At 40.6% G+C, this 19900-nt stretch carries 16 protein-coding genes; 15 read left to right on the forward strand and 1 reads right to left on the reverse strand.

Annotated elements, in window-relative coordinates; genetic code table 11:
* The first annotated feature begins 69 nt into the window (after nt 1–69).
* From ACHUGF_RS16455 to ACHUGF_RS16500, 10 genes are all read left to right on the forward strand, one after another.
* Complete coding sequence (locus tag ACHUGF_RS16455; RefSeq protein ID WP_394132871.1) at nt 70–2472, forward strand: DNA polymerase II; 2403 nt, start codon at nt 70–72, stop codon at nt 2470–2472.
* Between the two features lie 219 nt (nt 2473–2691).
* Nucleotides 2692–3891 (forward strand): porin, encoded by a 1200-nt coding sequence (locus tag ACHUGF_RS16460; RefSeq protein ID WP_394132840.1) that lies wholly within the window; start codon nt 2692–2694, stop codon nt 3889–3891.
* Between the two features lie 514 nt (nt 3892–4405).
* Nucleotides 4406–7018 (forward strand): TonB-dependent receptor, encoded by a 2613-nt coding sequence (locus ACHUGF_RS16465; RefSeq protein ID WP_394132841.1) that lies wholly within the window; start codon nt 4406–4408, stop codon nt 7016–7018.
* Between the two features lie 85 nt (nt 7019–7103).
* Nucleotides 7104–8045, forward strand: a complete 942-nt coding sequence (locus ACHUGF_RS16470) for a class I SAM-dependent methyltransferase (RefSeq protein ID WP_394132842.1) — start codon at nt 7104–7106, stop codon at nt 8043–8045.
* A 297-nt stretch (nt 8046–8342) separates the two neighbouring features.
* Nucleotides 8343–9125: a DUF3450 domain-containing protein gene (locus tag ACHUGF_RS16475; RefSeq protein WP_394132844.1), complete on the forward strand. Its 783-nt coding sequence runs from the start codon at nt 8343–8345 to the stop codon at nt 9123–9125.
* Entirely contained in the window at nt 9125–10480 is a 1356-nt protein-coding gene (locus tag ACHUGF_RS16480; protein ID WP_394132845.1) for a MotA/TolQ/ExbB proton channel family protein, read from the forward strand. The genes ACHUGF_RS16475 and ACHUGF_RS16480 overlap by 1 nt, the downstream gene beginning before the upstream one ends.
* Nucleotides 10480–11007 (forward strand): MotA/TolQ/ExbB proton channel family protein, encoded by a 528-nt coding sequence (locus tag ACHUGF_RS16485; protein ID WP_394132847.1) that lies wholly within the window; start codon nt 10480–10482, stop codon nt 11005–11007. The genes ACHUGF_RS16480 and ACHUGF_RS16485 overlap by 1 nt, the downstream gene beginning before the upstream one ends.
* 14 nt (nt 11008–11021) lie before the next feature.
* Complete coding sequence (locus tag ACHUGF_RS16490; protein WP_394132848.1) at nt 11022–11426, forward strand: ExbD/TolR family protein; 405 nt, start codon at nt 11022–11024, stop codon at nt 11424–11426.
* 1 nt (nt 11427) lies between these two features.
* Complete coding sequence (locus tag ACHUGF_RS16495; protein WP_394132849.1) at nt 11428–12042, forward strand: energy transducer TonB; 615 nt, start codon at nt 11428–11430, stop codon at nt 12040–12042.
* Nucleotides 12043–12051: 9 nt separating this feature from the next.
* Complete coding sequence (locus tag ACHUGF_RS16500; protein ID WP_394132850.1) at nt 12052–13296, forward strand: tetratricopeptide repeat protein; 1245 nt, start codon at nt 12052–12054, stop codon at nt 13294–13296.
* 127 nt (nt 13297–13423) lie between these two features.
* Here ACHUGF_RS16500 and ACHUGF_RS16505 read toward each other — a convergent pair whose 3' ends face one another.
* Nucleotides 13424–13933, reverse strand: coding sequence for a diguanylate cyclase domain-containing protein (locus ACHUGF_RS16505; protein WP_394132851.1), 510 nt, complete (start codon nt 13931–13933; stop codon nt 13424–13426).
* Nucleotides 13934–14005: 72 nt separating this feature from the next.
* Between ACHUGF_RS16505 and ACHUGF_RS16510 the strand changes: the two genes are divergently transcribed.
* The 5 genes from ACHUGF_RS16510 to feoB all read left to right on the forward strand — a co-directional run bounded on the left by ACHUGF_RS16510 (nt 14006) and on the right by feoB (nt 19814).
* Nucleotides 14006–15844, forward strand: a complete 1839-nt coding sequence (locus ACHUGF_RS16510; protein ID WP_394132852.1) for a DUF885 domain-containing protein — start codon at nt 14006–14008, stop codon at nt 15842–15844.
* 80 nt (nt 15845–15924) lie between these two features.
* Nucleotides 15925–16203, forward strand: coding sequence for a peptidylprolyl isomerase (locus ACHUGF_RS16515; protein ID WP_394132854.1), 279 nt, complete (start codon nt 15925–15927; stop codon nt 16201–16203).
* Nucleotides 16204–16565: 362 nt separating this feature from the next.
* On the forward strand, nt 16566–17108 hold the full coding sequence (locus ACHUGF_RS16520) for a GNAT family N-acetyltransferase (RefSeq protein WP_394132855.1): 543 nt from the start codon (nt 16566–16568) through the stop codon (nt 17106–17108).
* A gap of 167 nt (nt 17109–17275) precedes the next feature.
* Nucleotides 17276–17515 (forward strand): FeoA family protein, encoded by a 240-nt coding sequence (locus tag ACHUGF_RS16525; RefSeq protein ID WP_394132856.1) that lies wholly within the window; start codon nt 17276–17278, stop codon nt 17513–17515.
* Nucleotides 17508–19814 (forward strand): Fe(2+) transporter permease subunit FeoB, encoded by a 2307-nt coding sequence (feoB, locus tag ACHUGF_RS16530; RefSeq protein ID WP_394132858.1) that lies wholly within the window; start codon nt 17508–17510, stop codon nt 19812–19814. Before ACHUGF_RS16525 ends, feoB begins: the two co-directional genes overlap by 8 nt.
* Nucleotides 19815–19900: the final 86 nt, after the last annotated feature.

A 19900-nucleotide genomic window follows, 5' to 3' on the forward strand; every position in this document is an offset into this window, starting at 1 on the left:
ATTTTGCCTAAGAATAAAACACAAATTGGTCAGTTCGGTTCAAATCCACCATTAACAGTCATAAAAGGTATGGTTCTCACCCGCCATGCCGTGACTCGTAATGGCCAAATGTCGCTGCACTATTATATTAAAACCCAACAAAAGGTGATTTGTGCGCGTGTGGAGCCAGCTGAAGTGATTTGTTTTTGTGAACAACGCTTCGTACCCGCTTTAGAAAAACTGGCAATAGTAAGCTTCAGACACCAAGCTGTAGCCTTAAAAAACTTCTCTAGTGAGTCAATTAGCGCGCTTTATTTGAAATCCCCTCAACAATTGCGTGAATTAGTGAAAGTAGCTAATGATGCTGGTATTACTTTATTTGAAACTGATATTCGCCCTGAGCAACGATATTTAATTGAACGTTTCATTTCTTTAGAAACTGAGATGCAAGGGTATTTTGCTCAAGAACTCAAAGAACAAAGTCACTTAAAACAAACCAATGAAGGAGCATTAACCTTCAATGTGACTAAGGCTAGAAAAAGTAAATCTTTATCTCAAAAATACCCGCTTAGTGTTGTTTCTTTAGACTTTGAATGCAGTTTTAGTGGTCAGCTTTATTCGGTGGGCTTATACGGTGGGATATTTCCCGAAGTTGATATTAACACTGTCATTATGGTGGGAGAAGCAGATAGTGACATAGAGTCAGGTATTGATTCTGACTGCCATATCATTTGGGTTAGCAATGAAAAACAGCTAATCGAAACACTCATTACTTGGTTTGAGCAATATGACCCCGATGTGATTATCGGTTGGGCTGTCGTCGGTTTCGATTTAGCTTTGTTATCTCGTCGAGCTGCACTGTACAAAATACCTTTAACCATTGGCAGAAATGGAACGGTAATGTCGTGGAAAGTCGCTGATAAGTTTCGACCAGAAACACTTAATTTACCAGGCCGTGTGGTATTAGATGGTATTGATTGGTTAAAAGCAGCCTTTTATCAATTTGATAGTTTCTCATTAGAATTCGTATCAAGAGTGCTATTAGGTGAAGGTAAAGCGATAGAGCAGGTTGATAATCGAAGCAATGAAATAGATTTTTTATTTCAACATGATAAGCAAGCACTTGCACGTTATAACATTACAGATAGTCGCTTAGTATGGGATATATTCAAGCATACACAGCTATTAGATTTCGTCATAGCGCGTTCTGAGTTGACCGGGTTAGAACTTGGCCGAGTTGGGGCATCTGTTGCCGCGTTTAACCATCTCTATTTGCCACATTTACACCGTAGCGGCTATGTCGCTCCTGCGTTCCCGGCTAGTAAGGGGTTAGAAAGTCCGGGTGGTTATGTCATGGACTCAATTCCCGGCTACTACAAAAATGTGCTTGTGCTCGACTTTAAAAGCTTGTACCCGTCAATTATTAGAACGTTTCTAATTGATCCAAAAGGACTGATTGAGGGGGAACTGCTCGATAACATGCCTGAAAAACAAATTTCAGGTTTCTTAGGTGCTAAGTTTAGCCGTGAAGGGGCAATCTTACCTAAACTCATCGCAGAGCTTGCACAGCAACGTGAACAGGCTAAACAGAATTCAAACGATCCTTTATCGCAAGCCATTAAAATTATCATGAATTCTCTTTACGGTGTATTAGGCTCCACAACCTGCGTGTTTCATGATGCAAAGCTTGCCAGCTCTATTACCATGCGCGGACATCAAATCATGAAACAAACAAAAGTATGGATTGAAGCTCAAGGATATAAAGTTATTTATGGTGATACAGATTCAACATTTGTGTGGGTTGAGGAAGCAATGTCTGATGAAAGCATTGCTGAGTTAGGTCAGCAATTAGCGAAAGAGATGACCATTAAATGGCAACAGTGGTGCAGACAAGAATTTAAGGTCGAGAGCTTCTTAGAGCTGGAGTTCGAGTCACATTTTCAACAATTTATCATGCCAACTCTACGAGGTTCTGATCAGGGAAGCAAAAAACGTTATGTAGGCGCTAAATGTGATAAAGAAGGGCAGTTACACATGACCTTTAAGGGCATGGAGCAGGTGCGTAGCGACTGGACGCCACTTGCTAAACGTATTCAATATGAAGTTTATCATCGGTTCTTCAACGATAAAGATGTTGTTGAATACATAAAGGCAGCCATTGAAGCATTGGCAAACTCTGTAAATAGGGAACAGTTAGTGCTGAAGAAGCGGCTGCGCAGACATGCTGATGATTACACGGCTAAGTCCGCGCCTCACGTTAAAGCTGCCAAACTATTGGCACATGCCAAAAATAACCCACAACTGCTAAATAAAGGAACTATGATTAAGTATGTAATGACCACAAATGGCGCGCAACCAATCGAGCTTGAACCTGATAATATTGACATGGATTATTATGTCGAAAAGCAAATTAGACCAGTGGTTGAGCCCATTTTAAATTTAATTGGTGAGGATTTCGACACAATCAGCGTGCCGCAAATGAGGTTGATTTAATGTAAAATTCAGGTCTTATGTTGTGCAGTTGTTGAGTTGCAGTTTGCTGGCGGCGCGGGTTTGTAAGCGCGATTGTATGACTTTAGTATAAACTTAACTAATCCTATCGGTTTTAATGAGTCAGAAATTTTCCTTGTGCTAGTCTTCATAACACTTAGGAAATAAATCATAAAATGGATTGTTTGCACCATTCAAATAATAGATAGAAGGTTAAGTTTGATGAAGAAAAGTCTAGTTGCTTCAGCATTAGCTGCAGCCATGTTTGTTCCTGCTGCATCAGCGATTGAAATTTACAAAGATGATAGAAACACTGTTTCTATCGGTGGTTATGTTGACGCGCGTATCTACCACGGCCAAAGTGAAACTGAGCTAGTAAATGGTGCGTCACGCATCAACTTCGGTTTTGACCGCAATATGGGCAATGGCTGGAGTGCAAATGCATTATTCGAATGGGGTGTAAACCCGTTTGGTGATAGCAAAATCAAGTATGACAATGACGCTTTAGGCTATGAAAACGGCAACTTCTTATCAAACCGCCTTGGTTATGTTGGTTTAGCTCATGATGATTACGGGCAAATTACTTTTGGTAAGCAATGGGGTGCGTGGTATGACGTAGTCTATGCAACTAACAACGTTATTGTTTGGGATGGTGATGCATCTGGTACATATACGTTCAATAAGGGTGATGGCTCTGTAAACGGTACTGGTCGTGGTGATAAAACCGTACAATACCGTAATGCCTTCGGTGACTTTAGTTTTGCCGTTCAAGCACAGTTGAAACAAGATTCTTTCTCTGTTGTAGAAGATGAATTTGGTAATCCAAGCATCCCTGGTTTTCCATTGACAAATGATGCAGGTATTACGTCTGAGTCTCTAACTGAGATTGAATATAATAACACCTATGGTATTGCACTGACCTATGATGTTACAGATAGTATTACGCTTACAGCTGGTTACAACGCTGGTGAGTTTAGAGCGACAACCTCCAGTGGTGAGCGTTATGACGCAAGAGATTCTATTTATGGTGTAGGCTTTAAGTATGGTGACTGGGCTGCAGAAGGTTTTTATGCCGCAGCAAACTACAGTAAGCAAGAAAACCATGATACAGATAACGCGGGTCGCCCAATTCAAGAAGCTTACGGTATTGAAACATTAGTATCGTACCGTTTTGATAACAACATTCGTATCTTAGCGGCTTATAACCGTCTTGATGCAGGTGATGAATATCAAGCAGTATATGACGGTGACAAGTTTGTTCGTGAATTTGCAGTGATTGGTACACACTATCACTGGAGTGACGATTTACTTATTTATCTAGAAGGTCGTTTCGATAACAGTGATTTCTCAGGTAGCCTAGAAAGCGTGATGAAAGCATCTGATCATGACGGTGTAGGTATCGGTATCCGTTACTTCCTGTAAGAATATAAACTATGTAAATGGAAAATTACGTATAGTCCAAATGTAACCATTTAACATAGTCTATCAATAAAGAAAGCCAGCAAATTATAATTGCTGGTTTTTTTGTGCTTAAAAAACAGTCAATTATTGAGCTTTGTTTACTATTGATAAAGGATAAGGTCATAACTGAGAGATAATGTATCAGGTGTGTATCGTATGGGTGTTAAAAAAAACAAAAAAAAACGTTGAAAAACTAAAAAATAAACTTCCAATTAAGTTGTTGTTTTTATGGGTTAAAATTTTACTGAGTAATTCTTTGCAGTGTAAATGCCTTAAAAAATGAACAATTTTAGTGCATTTCACCCCTTAGTCGTCGTGAAATACTTGTCGCAATTGTTGATAAGTTGTTTCAAATGTGATTTTATTGCGTCTGCAAGTGGCTTTTGTTGTTTCTTTTTAATAACAAATGTCACTAACCAACCCAAGAAGGGTTGGAATTATAAGAAAGACACAAAAATGTCCAGGGAGATAGACAATGCATAAGAATATTTTAGCGAAGTCAGTGCGTTTTGCGCTGATCAGCGGTGCAGCAGCAGCTGCATTCAGTGCTCCAGCTGTTTATGCAGCAGAAGAAGGTGCTGATGAAGTTGAACGTATTGAAGTTACCGGTTCGCGTATTAAGCGTAGTGACCTTGAAGGTGCATCACCTGTAACGACAATCACAACTGAAGACATGAAGATGGAAGGTAACTTTACTGTAGCGGATGCGCTTCGTAATAGTAACTTGAACTCTTTCGGTTCATTCTCTGAGCGTTCTGGTAGCTCAGCTCAGTCTCAAGCAACAATTGATTTACGTGGTGCGGGTTCAAGCCGTACTCTAGTTCTTATCGATGGTAAGCGTTTCCCTGGTTCACCTACTTTAGGTGGTGCATCAGCTAACTTGAACGCTATCCCAATGGCAGCAGTAGAAAGAATTGAAATTCTTACTGATGGTGCTTCTTCTACATACGGTTCTGACGCGATTGCTGGTGTTGTAAACATCATCATGAAGAAAAATTACCAAGGAGTTGAGTTTAACGTTGGTGGTGGTAGCCGTGACCGTGACGGTGGCCTAACAAGTAAAGAATTCTCTGTAGTTGCTGGTTACGAAATGGACAAAGGTAACATTACTTTTGCATTTGACCACCAAGACCGTGATGGTATTGCTGATGCTGACCGCGAATATACAGCACCTTGGATGCGTGACCTAGATGGTGATGGTACTATTCAAGCGTACGACGAGACTGATGGTTGGAGTTGGTATGGTGCTACTGTATTTGACCCGAGCTTTAGCCAAGCAAATGCTTCACTTTTATGTGATGATTTAATTTCTGAATATGGTGAGAATGTATTCAAACGTGTTGCTGCAGATAATGACTGGAGTGAAGGTTCTGAATACTGTATGTATGCTTACGGTAATGTTTCATACAACAAAGCTTCTGTAGACCGTAATACAGTCTATGTTGATGCTAATTATGAAGTTGCTGAAGATGTAGAGTGGTTTGGTCGCGTAATGTTTACGCAAAACAAGTCATTCGGTCGTTATGCTCCACCAGCAGCACCTTGGACTAATATGTCAGCTGATAACCCACATAACCCAACGGGTGAAGATGGTGCTTATGGCTTATTCCGTTGGGTAGGCATCGGTACACGTGATGGTAATGTTGATGATTATAACCAAGACTACTTAACTGGCTTACGTGGCTCAATTAGTGCTTGGAATGATGCAGAGTGGGAAATCTACTACCACCACAATATCGCTGATAACAAGTCAATCGGTCAATACTACCTAAGTTACTCTGGTTTAGCGTATAACGAAGCAAATGGTATCGATTTAGGCTCTGAAGAAGGTGTTGCGAACATGAAAGCAACTACCCTCACTCAAGACCGTTCTACGTTCTCACAATGGAATGGTGGTATTGGGTTTGATGCTTTCGAACTTCCTGGTGGTGACGCTGCTCACTTCATTGGTGCTGAATTCTTTGAGCAAACTTACGAGTCTGTTTACGATGCACAATCTGAAGCTGGCCTAATTGGTGGTAGCGCAGGTAACTCTGCTGGTGGTGAACGTGATGTATGGGCTGTATTCTACGAGGTTGCACTACCTGTAGTTGATTCAGTTGAGATTAACTTAGCTGCTCGTTACGATAAATACAGTGACTTTGGTTCAAACACTGCACCTAAAGCATCTGTTCGCTGGCAAGCCCTTGATAACGTAGTTGTACGTGCTTCTTACTCTGAAGCTTTCCGTGCTCCAGCGTTAGACCAATTATATGCAGCAACAACCTTCAGTGCTGATACTGGTACTGACTACCCGTTCTGTGAATCGAATGGTATTGCAGAAGCTGATTGTTCAAGTAAACAGTATGATACTTATATTCGTGCAAACAGTAACTTAGGTCCTGAAACTTCTGAATATATCAACTTAGGTGTCGCTTGGGATATCGTTGATGACTTCTCTGTAAAAGTTGATTACTTTGACTTAAACATCGATAACGTAATCAGCCGTCGTTCAATCACTAATGTTATGGAAGGTGTTGCTGGTGGTACATTAACTCCAGATGAAACTTTCTACGTTGTACGTGCTCCTAATGGTCCAAATGGTGAATTAGGTGCTGCTCGTGAAATCGGTACTGGTTACGGTAACGGCGACAAGATGCAAATTGTTGGTGTTGATGCAACGTTTGCTGGTAACTTCGAGACTGACATTGGTGACTTTGGTATTAACTGGACAAACAGTTTTATCATTGACTACATCATTGAAGTTGAAGGTGGTGCTGAAGCTATTAATACAGCAGGTTGGAATGGCCAGCCAGATTACAAGTCTGTATTCACTGCATCTTACTCATACAGTGATCACAGCTTCTCTTGGAACATGAACTACACTGATTCAACTTACGAAGATAAAGATAGCGGTAAGTTAGATTCTTGGTTAATTCACAACATCAGTTACATATATGATGCGGGTAACTGGGGATCAATCTTGTTAGGTGTTAACAACTTAACTGACGAAGATCCTGTGTTAAGTTCTTCAGGTAAGTATGAAAATGCTGATCTATATAACAACTACGGTCGTGAATACCGTGCAAGTTATACACTTAAGTTCTAAGATTCTATTTAAGAAATAGTTGATTAAAGGCCCCTTTAAGGGGCCTTTTTTTTATGCTAAAAAGAAAATAAAAAAGGAGACTATTTTGAGTCAACATTGGAGTAACTACTGGGAACAGGGCCATACAACTTCTTTTGGTGGTGAGCTTGATAATTACGATGGCGCCTTAGGGCAAGTATGGGCGAGAGTATCCAAGCTATTACCAAACAACTTCAAATTACTTGATTTGTGTACAGGTAATGGTGCAGTTCCTTTATTGATTACTGAACATTTAAATCATGAATTTATGGGAGAAATATTTGGAATTGATTATGCAAAAGTTAGTTTACGTAAACCTGTTATAAATGACAGAATTACCATAGAGTTACTATCAAATAAAACAACAGAAAGTATTCCTTTTGAAGCTGAAACTTTTGACTTATGCACATCTCAATTTGGTGTGGAATATACCAAATTACCTAAAACAGTATCTGAAATAGCAAGAGTTTTGAAGCCACAAGGAAAGGTGGCTTTGGTTATGCATCATCGTCACTCACGTTTAATAAAGCTAAATGAGCAAATCCTTTCTTTTATAAAGTCTCCCTTATTTGAAGATCTTTTCGAGCTGCTAAAAGCTTTAGTTATCGCAAAAGGTGAAATCAAAACTTCACAGGATATTTCAAGGATCAAAGCTGATGAAAAGTGTGAAAGACTAAGGCAGCAAGTAAATGTGTCAATCAAAACACTGGTTAATATTGATGAAGACATGGCCAAGTCTAGTGAGTTGTTGTTTCAACTTGGTCAAGTGTTTACCAGTGGGATTTATTGGCCTGTTAGCAATAAATTGAAACTGATAGAGCATGTTGCTGAAGAGCGGCAAACAAGCATTGAAAGACTAAATGAATTGATTAAAAGCGCTTTAGACGAAAGGGACTTAGAAGATTTAGCTATTATTTGTAATGAAAATAGGCTCGATTTAGTTGGTTCGTCAGTAGTGCGAGATGAAGACATTATTGCTTGGTATGTGGAGCTTCTAAAACAGAGTTGAATATTTGGGCTCAGTCTTTGCTCTATACAAATGTATAGAAATTAAACTTTCACGAAGAATTGCTCCATTAACTCCAATTTTCACTAGTTTTTGATGTTTTCAAATGTTGACACAGGTCAACATTTTGTGAAATGATGCGAGCGGGTCTGTACCTTAACGGGTGCAGAAAAGGGAAGAAAAAACTAACAATCACAAGAGAAAGACATACTTAGTGACATTTAACACGTTGTAACAAATGCGTTTCAATGGAACTTACTAAGTTAAACTTTTTAATTCACATCAAATTGGTTGGGAACTATGTCCAAGGTAAGCAATAGAACAAAAATCGCTACTGCACTTGTTGGCGCGCTGGCACTTGCTAGCAGCAGCTTCGTGGTTGCAAACTCTCTTGCCGACGTGCAAAAAGCAGATAGCAAAATTCATGCTGAAGCTGCTGCGTCGCAGAACAAGGTAAATAAATACTTTGACCAAGCTCAAGATATGTTATTTGAGTACGGTGCAGTTGCAGATGAGCGCGAATCATTAAAATCTTACAACGACTACGTTGCAGGCTTGGTAGCTGACCAAGAAGCAACAATGAAACTCATTCAAGATGACATTGATGGCGTCGATCAGTTACGTCAAGGTGTTGTTCCTTTAATGTTTAAAATGGTAGATGCTTTAGAACAATTCGTTGCACTTGACCTGCCATTCAATCTTGAAGTACGTCAAGCACGTGTTCAGCGTTTAAGAGACACTTTAAACACTGCAGAAGTAACATTAGCTGAAAAATACCGCCTAATCTTAGATGCATATAACATTGAGCGTGGTTATGGCTCAACTTTGAATGCTCAAACTGGCCAGGTAAATATCGATGGCAAGGATATCTTAGTTGATTACCTTAACTTCGGTCGTGTTGCTTTATATGCGCAAAGCCAAGATCAAAAATCAGCTTGGATGTATAACAAAGACACCAAAGGTTGGGATCGTTTAGAAGATGGCTATCTTCGAAACTTAAACAAAGCGATTAAACAAGCTCGTGGACAAGGCGCTCCAGACATGTTCGCTCTACCAATCCCTGCTGCGGAGGCTGCGCAATAATGAAAAAGTTTATTTCTACAGCAATCGTTGCTGCTACTCTTTCACTAACTTCAGGTATGGTTAGTGCAGCAGATGCACCTAAAACGATTGAACAACTACTAAAGCAAGTACAAACAGACCGTGCGAATGCTAGCAATACCAATAAGAAGCGTGAAGCTGAGTTCTTAAATGAGCGTGGTGATAAAGCAGCACTTCTCAAGCGTGAGAAAAATGCTTTAGCTGCTGAAACACAACGCGGTAAAGATCTTGCACAAGCGTTTACTGATAACGAGCGTAAAATTGCCCAGTTAGAAGAAGATCGTAAGATTGCTCAAGGTGACTTGGGTGAAATGTTCGGTGTAGTTAAAGGTGAAGCCGGTGATTTCTCTGGTAAGCTTGTTTCTTCAAACATATCAGCACAGTATCCTGATCGTGATAAGTTCATTGCAGAATTAGGTGCCCGTAAAGAGCTTCCTAAAATTGGTGAGTTAGAGCGTTTCTGGGAAGAACAATTATTTGAAATGGTCGAATCGGGCAAAGTTGTCAGCTTTGATGCACAAGTTACTGGTTTAGATGGCGGTGTTAAAGACACTAAAGTCACTCGTATTGGTGCATATAACCTACTTGCTGATGGTGAGTACGTTATTTATAACGCTGACTTAGGCTTGATTCAGCAGCTATCTCAACAACCAGGTGGCGAACAAGTATCAAGTGTTAAGTCATTCTCTCAAGCAACTTCTGGTTATGAAAAACTGTTTGTTGACCCTGCTCGCGGTGTTCTTCTAAGCGTCTTCACTCAAAAGGCGACAATCGAGGAGCGTATTGAAGCGGGTGGTCCAATTGGTTACATCATTATTGGTTTGCTTATACTTGGTGCGTTAATCTCTATCGAGCGTCTAGTTAAATTGTACCTTGTTGGTGCTCAAGTTAATGCTCAACGTAAGAACATCGAAAACCCAGGTAATAACCCACTTGGACGTATCTTACAAACTTACAAAGATAACAAAGACGTTGATGTTGAAACACTAGAGTTGAAACTTGACGAAGCAATTCTGAAAGAAACACCTGCGCTAGAAGCACGTATTTCAATCATTAAAGTATTAGCAGCTATCGCACCTATGATGGGTCTGTTAGGTACTGTAACTGGTATGATTGCAACCTTCCAAACGATTCAGTTGTTTGGTACAGGTGACCCGCGTCTAATGGCTGGTGGTATTTCTATGGCATTGATGACAACTGTACAGGGGCTTGTCGCTGCACTTCCATTAATGTTAATGCACGCAATTGTTATCGCTCGTAGTAAGTCAGTTGTTCAAGTACTTGAAGAGCAAAGTGCTGGCTTAATTGCAGAGCACGCTGAGAAGAGGAACGCCTAATGATGCTATACCTGATGGACATCTGGGATTCCGTCAGGGGCTTCATGGCCACCGGAGGCGACGTCCTTTGGTTGGTTGCGGCAGTGCTATTCCTAATGTGGGTATTAATGCTAGAACGCTATTGGTACGTTAGTTTAACGGCACCAAAAGAGCACAAAGCAATTATCGAAGCATGGAATACAAGAGAGGATTCAACCTCTTGGTATGCGCACCGTATCCGTGAAGCTTGGGTATCCCAAGCGAAACAAGATATGAATGCTCGTATGCTGATTATCAAAACACTAGTAGCGACATGTCCAATGATTGGTCTACTAGGTACCGTAACCGGGATGATAGCAGTGTTCGATGTGATGGCAGTTCATGGTACGAGTAACGCTCGTATGATGGCAGCTGGTATTTCAATGGCGACAATGCCAACTATGGCAGGTATGGTCGCAGCATTATCGGGTGTATTTTTTAGTACACGTCTTGATGCAAGAATGAAAATCAGTATTGAAAAGCTAAAAGATAGCTTGCCACACCACTAGAGAGAGTATTTAAAATGGCACGTAAAAAGCATTCAAGTGTAGAGGAAGAAGCACAAGTAGATATGACACCGATGCTCGACATCGTGTTTATCATGTTGATTTTCTTCATTGTGACAACGTCGTTTATTAAACCTTCAGGTCTTGATTATAAGAAGCCTGAGGCGTCTACAGCGACACAACAAAAGTCTGCAAACATCTTTATTGGTGTGAGTAAGACTGGTGTAATTAAGATGGAAAACCGTCAGGTTGACGTCGAACGTGTGACTGCTAACGTTGAAAGAATGTTGGCTGAGTCTCCAGAAGCATCAGTACTTATTGAGGCAGACCAAGAAGCCGAGCATGGCCTTGTTGTTAAGGTTATGGATAACGTTAAGAAAGCCGGTATCGATAAGATTTCGATTTCTGCGGGGAAAGACTAATATGCTAAGAGCAATAGTATCACTCATTGTTGGTGCTGCTGTTACTTTCGGCTTGTTTGTCTTCATGGCCTTCTTGGTCGGTGGCGGCGCTAAGCGCGCCGACACCTCTACTGACTCTCCTGTAATTGAGATCAGTATGGATAAGCAGGATACGAAAGTTCAGGATAAGCCTAGGGTTAAACCTAAGCCACCGACGCCACCAGAGCAACCACCTTTGCCAGATACGCCTCCACCAGAGAGCTCTTCTGACATTGATACCAGCATGTCATTTAACATGGGAAGTGTCGCTCAAAGTGGTGTAAGCACTGGATTTAAGCTTGGTAATATGATGACACGTGATGGTGATGCAACACCTATCGTACGTATCGAACCTCAATATCCAATCGCAGCAGCTCGGGATGGTAAAGAAGGTTGGGTTCAACTTTCATTTACAATTAATGAAGTTGGCGGCGTTGAAGATGTGAAAGTTATCAAAGCTGAACCTAAACGCTTATTTAACCGCGAAGCAATCCGCGCGTTGAAAAAGTGGAAGTACAAACCTAAAATTGTTGATGGTAAGCCATTGCAACAGCCTGGTATGACTGTTCAATTGGATTTCACATTGGATAAAGGATAAGGAGGCAACATGCAAAAAGTTACAAAAATAGCTAGCGTATTGATGCTCTCTTTGTGCGGTTCAATAGTGGCTCCAGCAGCTATGGCAGTAGAAAAGTGCCCAATTGACAAACGCCAATCTAAGGCTGTTGGTGCAACTGCTGCTAAAAAAGTACAAAGCTCTTTCGAGTCTTATACTGAAGGTAATATCGACGAAGCTATTGCAACCTTATTGGAAACGAATGCTCGTAATGATTTTGACAAAGCATATATTGCCCGTATGTTAGGTAATTTCTATGCTGAAAAAGGTCAGATGAAAACTGCAATCAAGTACCTAGAGACAGCTGTTGTTGCTGATGTTCTTGGTGGTACTGATCATGCTGCTACATTACGTCTTTATGCCGATTTGTTATTGCAAGAGAAGATGTTTAAGGAAGCAATTCCTTATTACTACAAGTGGATGGAGTTCACCTGTAAGTCTGAATCTCAAATCTATCGCCGTATCGGTATTGCTTACAGTGAACTTAAGCAGTGGGATAAAGTATTAGAAGTTGCTGATAAAGGAATAGAGTTATCTGATAAACCTGACAAAGGTTTGTATCAGATGAAACTAACTGCTTACTTCAATAAAAAGGATTATAAGCAAGCTGTTAAAATCCTTGAAGTAATGGTACCGCTTTTCCAAGATGATAAGCGCTTATGGGTTCAATTAGCTCAGTTTTATTTAATGACTGAAGACTATGACCGCTCATTAGCTACTTATGATCTGGCGTATAAGAATGGTTTCCTTGAGACTGAAGGCAATATCACACGCCTATCGCAATTGTTATCTCAACAAGGCGCACCATACCAAGCAGCCAAAATCTTTGAGAAGCATATGAAGTCAGGCCTGATTGAAGAAAATAAGAAGTCTTATAATCAATTAGCTGGTTTTTATCACAATGCTAAAAATCTGAAAGAAGCTGCTCTGTATTATGGTAAATCTGCTGCTTTAGATAATGATGGTGAGACATATTTGAAACAAGGCCGTATATTAGTCTTAGATCAAAAGCACCGCGAAGCGATCCCTGTTCTAAAGAAAGCACTTGATAGTGGTTTAGAACACCCAGGTGAAGCTCAGTTTGAATTAGCTTTGGCATACTTAACCTTGAAGCAGTACAAACCTGCTTATCAGCGTGCGCAGTTGGCCGCAAAAGATAACAAGACTAAGCGAACCGCTAATAGCTATATTTCTTACATCAAGGAAAAAGCGCGAATTCATAATGTAGCTTTGTAAAAAGTTTACAGTTTATGACATAAAAAGCCTCGTCAATTGACGAGGCTTTTGTTTTTGGCCGCTTTATCACATTTCTTTACCTGATAGCTTTATGTGCTATTTGGATATTAGCGTATTAGGGCTTTAACTATTGCACCCTGATCAGTGCTTGGTGAGTATCTCTAGCTGTATCTAATTCGCTTGATAATGTCTCAACATTATTAAATAAGTTTTCAATTTGTAAGTCTTCAGATGGAAGACAAATCCCAGCAGCGACTTTGTAATCCATCGTAAACTGATGCTCATTACCATGTTTCATCATGAATGCGCTAAGTTGCTCATCTATTCTATCTAGTACAACTTGTGCACCTTGGTCATCAACATTGAATAAACCCAATGCAAAATGATTTGAGTCAAGCCTAGCAATTAAGTCAGTTGCTCTTAATAATGCTTCAGAAACCTGGTTTGTAAACAATTCTAACAAATGAGGCTGTTTAACTGTTTCATGTATGTGAGGGCATAGATACAATAAAGCTAGGGTTTGTTTCTCTCGTAAATGCCTGTGCCATTCGCGATTGAATACTTCCATGAAATAGGTTTGGTTGTAGACACCTGTTTCTGGATCACGAAAGCTAGAATTTCGAAATGAGTAGATCATTGATGCTCTCCCATGGTTGGATGATCTAATTATAGTTTCAATTTTAAGAACATGTTGAAAGGAATAATAAAAATGAAAAAGACGGCTTTAGCAGCTAGCCTAGGGTTACTGCTAACTTTATCTGGATGCTCGCAAGAAACTGTGAAAGTAAATAATGATAAAAGTGAAGCACAGGAACAAGTTAAATCAGGTTTACAGCAAAGTGCAGAACAACAGTATATGACTATGGTCGATCAATACTTTAAAGATGTACTTACACTAGAGCCTGTTTACGCCACGTTCGTTGGTGTGAATGATAACAATGATAAATTTGGTAATAATTTATCTGAGGATTACTTAAAACAGCGTCACCAGCTAAACAAATCTTATTTATCTCAGGCAAAGAAAATTGATGTGCAGCAGCTACCTGCAGATTTAGCTTTGAGTCATAGCATGTTTATTTATGACAGAGATATGGACCTAATGAGTGAGGCTTACCCTTCTTATTACCTACCTATAAATCAATTCTATAGCACTGTCTTCACCATGGTTCAATTAGGTACAGCAGAAAGTGCCCAGCCATTCAACACAGTTGAGGACTATAAAAACTGGCTGTCTCGTCTAAAAGGATTTATTGCATGGGTTGACTCAGCTCAGCAACGCATGAAACAGGGTATAGATAATAAAGTCGTGTTGCCAAGAGTACTCGTCGAAAGGATTGTGCCTCAGCTCGATGCTCAGCTTGTTGATAATCCTGCGGATAGCTTATTTTATTCTCCAATTAATAAGTTTCCGGACACTTTTTCTGAAAAGGCTAAAGCTGAGTTGACAGCTGAGTATACAGCGTTGATTGCTAACGAGCTTTTACCTAGCTTTACTCAGTTAAGGGACTTTGTTAGAGATACTTATTTACCAAATGCTCGTGGCACTGACGGATGGTGGGGGTTACCGAATGGTAAAGCTTGGTATCAGCAGTTAGCAAATAGCCACACAACGACTAGCTTACCAGTAGATGAGATTCATCAAATAGGTCTATCTGAAGTGGCACGGATTCTAGAGGAAATGGATCAAGTGCGTGTTAAAGTTGGATTTGAAGGTGACTTAACTGCATTCTTTGCATCTCTATCTTCTGAGCCTGAGTATTTCTTCGATAATAAACAGGATCTTGTTGATGGTTACATGGGGCTGAAAGACAAAATCAACGCAGTACTGCCAGAATACTTCAATGTTATGCCAGTTGCTGATTATGTCGTGAAGCCAGTTGAAGCATTTAGAGAGAAATCAGCAGCAGGTGCATCATACCAATCTCCAGCTGTTGATGGCTCTCGCCCAGGTGTATTCTACATCAATACTTATAACTTAAAAGCTCAACCTAAATGGGGGATGACGACACTTTCTTTACATGAGGCAGCGCCTGGTCATCACTTCCAGATTGCGATTAAACAAGAGCTTAAAGGTGTTCCAGAGTTTCAAAAATTTAAGGGCTATACTGCTTTTGAAGAAGGCTGGGCACTCTATGCGGAATACTTAGGCATTGAAATGGGTTTATTTAACGACCCATATCAGTATTTCGGGAAGCTTTCAGATGAAATGCTCCGCGCAATGCGTCTAGTTGTTGATACCGGTCTTCATGCTAAAGGCTGGACTCGTGAACAGGCTATTCAATATATGAAAGACAACTCGCCAATGGCTGAAACTGATATTGTTGCAGAGGTGGAGCGTTATATGGCCATACCAGGCCAAGCGTTATCATATAAAGTTGGTCAGTTGACCATACTTAAACTTCGAGCTGATGCTGAAAAACGTCTTGGTGATAAGTTTGATTTGAAAGGGTTCCATGATCAAATCCTTACCACGGGCTCCTTACCAATGGCAGTCATGGAAAAGAAAGTGAATGCTTGGGTAGAGTCAAAGTTGGCTAAATCTGCATAATTTTTGCTAGCATCTGTCATTGATTTGTCATAATGTCAGTGCATATATATTACATATCAAACTCAATTTAGGAGTAACCCATGGTTCAAGCAACTGCAAGACATCTATTAGTAGACTCTGAAGAAAAGTGCCAAGCACTAAAAACTGAAATTACTAATGGTGCTGATTTTGCTGATGTAGCGAAAGCAAACTCTTCTTGCCCATCAGGCGCCCAAGGTGGTGACTTAGGTTCTTTTGGTCCAGGTATGATGGTAAAAGAGTTTGACGAAGTAGTATTCAGTGCACCTTTGAATGAAGTGCAAGGGCCAGTTAAAACTCAATTTGGTTACCACTTACTTGAAGTTACCAGCAGAGGCTAATTGCTTCTCTTTATTAAAGGCGGCGTCAGCCGCCTTTTTTATTTTCAGCCCTAAACCACCTACTTCAGTAGGTGGTTATCATCAATTAGGGTTTGCCTGTATCTTTGTTTGTATGGCATGCCAGCTTGAGGTTGATTCAGCTATGCAATGATATTTAAAGCACGCAGCAAGCACATCCCTGTGGGCTCGACGAAAACATCCATGTTTTCAACGGCTTTAAATATCATTACTCATAGATGCTACTGAGGCTACAAAATAACTGAAACGCCCCCTTTTAGGGGGCAGAATGAAAGCCACCTTCTTCAGAAGGTGGATTCTTTACTGTATGTTAAATATCAAAAGTTCAGATTTAAGGTCCCATTATGTCGATTAATCTATTTAGTGAGCGCTTGCTTATTCGGCCGTTAAAAGAGTCTGATTGGCATTCTGTGTTGAGTTTACAGTCATCTCAAATCGTGAATCAATTTATTCGCGACATTGAAGATGAGCAAATCATAAGAGCGAAGTTTGAACAAAGAATGCAATTACCAGAGTTTGATAGCGGTGATTGGTATTCTTTGGCAATTGAATCTTTGAACACTGGGGAGTTCATCGGCATTACAGGTTTTTATTGTCAAGATGTTAACAGTAAGCGAGTCGAAGTAGGCTATATGATTTCCCCAACGTTTTTTGGTCAAGGTTATGCCTCAGAAAGCCTACAAACGGTAATTGATTGGGGGCTACATCAATTTGAAGTTCGAAAATTCGTAGCTCAATGCTGCAAACAAAATGTCGCCTCACAACGAGTACTGCAAAAGTGTGGTTTTTCATTAGAGGGGGAGTTAGTAGAAAATACCGTGATTAATAACAAAATCTATGATGATTACCTATATGGCTTATTAAGCCGAAATAGGCAATTGCCTTAATTTGTCACTTTGGCAGCCTCTAATGTTGTCAATATGTGTCACACTAACCGAATACAAGTGAAAATTATTCTCGTTACCAATTGAAACTTTGATCTATGTTTCGTTTTTTTTATTTTCCTCGGCTTAGAATCAACTCGTCTTAAAGTTGTATTCAAGGTTGATGCTTAATGAAACTCAGTGAACTAAACCCCGGAGACCGCGCAATCATTGCCGAAGTCGGGCATTTGTCTCTTCCACAAATGGTGAAGCGCAAGCTTTTGTCGATGGGCATTACGCCTAATACCCAGTTTTCATTTATTCGCCGTGCGCCGCTTGGTTCAGGCATAGAGCTAGATTTACGGGGAAGCAAACTTTGTATGCGCAGAGACCTAGCCGATATCATTGAGGTAACAAAAGCAAATGACTAAACAATTTCATTGCGTCACCGTAGGTAACCCTAATGCGGGTAAATCAACATTATTTAATGCACTAACTGGTGCAAACCAGAAAGTGGGTAATTGGTCGGGCGTTACGGTTGAAAAGAAAACTGGCCAATTTACACTTAATGATACAGAGGTTTTATTAACTGACCTTCCAGGTATTTATGATTTATTGCCAGCAGGAAATAGTTGCGACTGTTCACTTGATGAGCAAATTGCACAACAGTTTTTGGCTGAGCAACATATTGACGGCATTATTAACCTTGTAGATGCGACCAATATTGAACGCCATTTATATTTAACTGTGCAGTTGCGCGAATTAGGTATTCCGGTAATCGTTGTACTTAACAAGATTGATGCTGCAGAAAAGCTGGGTATTAAAATTGATGTTGCCAAAATGGCGGCCGAATTAGGCTGCCCTGTCATTGCTGCCAGTGCCAGAAATGAAGCAGATATCACCATTATTCAACAGCAAGTTGCTCAGCTGCTAAACGGCGAAGTGAGTGAGTCACCACTCATGCTGGCTTATCACCCTAGTATTGAGCAGAGTGTTACTACGCTAAAATCCTATTCTGACGATCATGGGCTGGGTCAACTTAGTCGTGGTAGAGCCCTCGCTATGTTAGGAAACGGTCATGGTTGCGGTAGCTGTCAAAACAGTGCAATGAAAGAGGTTGTTAGTGGGTGCACAAAGTTGTGTGAGCACAATGACCAGAACGTTGAAGTGCTTGTTGCCACAACGCGCTTTGATTTTGTTCAACAAATTTATGATGGTGCTGTTAACGCAAAACCTCACCAAACCATGACAGACAGACTAGACAACATAGTACTTCATCCAGTAATGGGGGTACCGATCTTCTTGTTTGTAATGTATTTAATGTTCATGTTTAGTATCAACGTGGGTAGCTCATTTATCGACTTTTTCGATATTACCGCTGGTGCTATTTTTGTTGACCACTTTGGTGCATTAATGTCTTCCCTTGGTAGCCCTGATTGGTTAGTGACCATCATTGCAGGAGGTATTGGCCAAGGTATCCAAACTGTTGCTACCTTTATTCCTGTTATTGCGGCCTTGTTCCTTGCATTATCTGTTTTAGAAGCATCTGGCTATATGTCTCGCGCAGCTTTCGTTGTTGATGGTTTAATGCGTAGAATTGGTCTGCCAGGCAAAGCTTTCGTGCCAATGATTGTAGGTTTTGGTTGCTCGGTACCCGCTATCATGGCAACCCGAACATTAGGCAGTGAACGTGAACGTATTGTCACAGGTATGATGGCGCCGTTTATGTCTTGTGGAGCTAGGTTACCGGTGTACGCGTTATTTGCAGCGGCTTTCTTTCCTGAGTCAGGTCAAAACTTAGTATTCTTACTCTATATCATTGGTATTTTGGCAGCCATTGGTACCGGGTTAATGCTACGCAATACATTATTACCGGGTAGCAGTAGTGCAGTGGTAATGGAATTGCCTAGCTACGAGAAACCTAAACTTAAAACAGTGATGTCTAATACGGGTAAGAAAACCAAGAGCTTTATTTTTGGTGCAGGTAAAACCATTGTTGTGGTGGTGACATTATTGAACTTTGTTAATTCTATTGGTACAGACGGCAGTTTTGGCCATGAAGACAGCAAAGAATCTGTATTAAGTGTCGCTAGCCAGCAGGTGACACCATTATTTTCGCCAATGGGCGTTGAACAGGATAACTGGCCTGCAACTGTGGGGATCATTACGGGTATTTTCGCAAAAGAAGCGGTAGTTGGGACGTTAAACAGCCTCTATAGTGAACCAAGCGATGATGAAGAGTTAGCGACATTGTCTGAAAGCTTTAGTGAAGCACTTGCTACGATTCCTGAGAACCTGTTTGGTATTGCACCAGAAGATCCACTTGCGATTTCAATTGGTGATATCGATACCATTGAAGATGCGTCAGCAGAGTTAGAAGTTGACCAATCAACTTTCAGTGCATTACAAGCAGGCTTCACATCACAAACTGCCGCCTTTGCATACCTTCTGTTCGTATTGCTGTATACGCCATGTGTTGCTGCTATTGGAGCGTTGGTTGCTGAGTTTGGTATGAAGTGGGCAAGATTTGCGGCACTTTGGACGTTCGGTTTAGCCTATGGCACTGCAACTGTGTTCTATCAAGCCGGAACGTTTGCACAGCACCCTGTTCAGTCAACGGCTTGGATAGTTGGCTTCGCACTAGCTTTAGTTGCATTCTATATGTGGTTAAAGAAGCAAGGGCGTAAGAGTCAGCAGATAATCCCAGGAGTGAGAATCGTCACTGAATAACCTTTGGTGAGACTCATTCAGATAATAAACCTAGCTTCGGCTAGGTTTATTGCTTTTATTCGTTAAAAACTGCTTTGCAGTAGTTG

Source organism: Shewanella maritima, assembly GCF_043643735.1.
Taxonomy (GTDB): Bacteria; Pseudomonadota; Gammaproteobacteria; order Enterobacterales; family Shewanellaceae; genus Shewanella; species Shewanella maritima_A.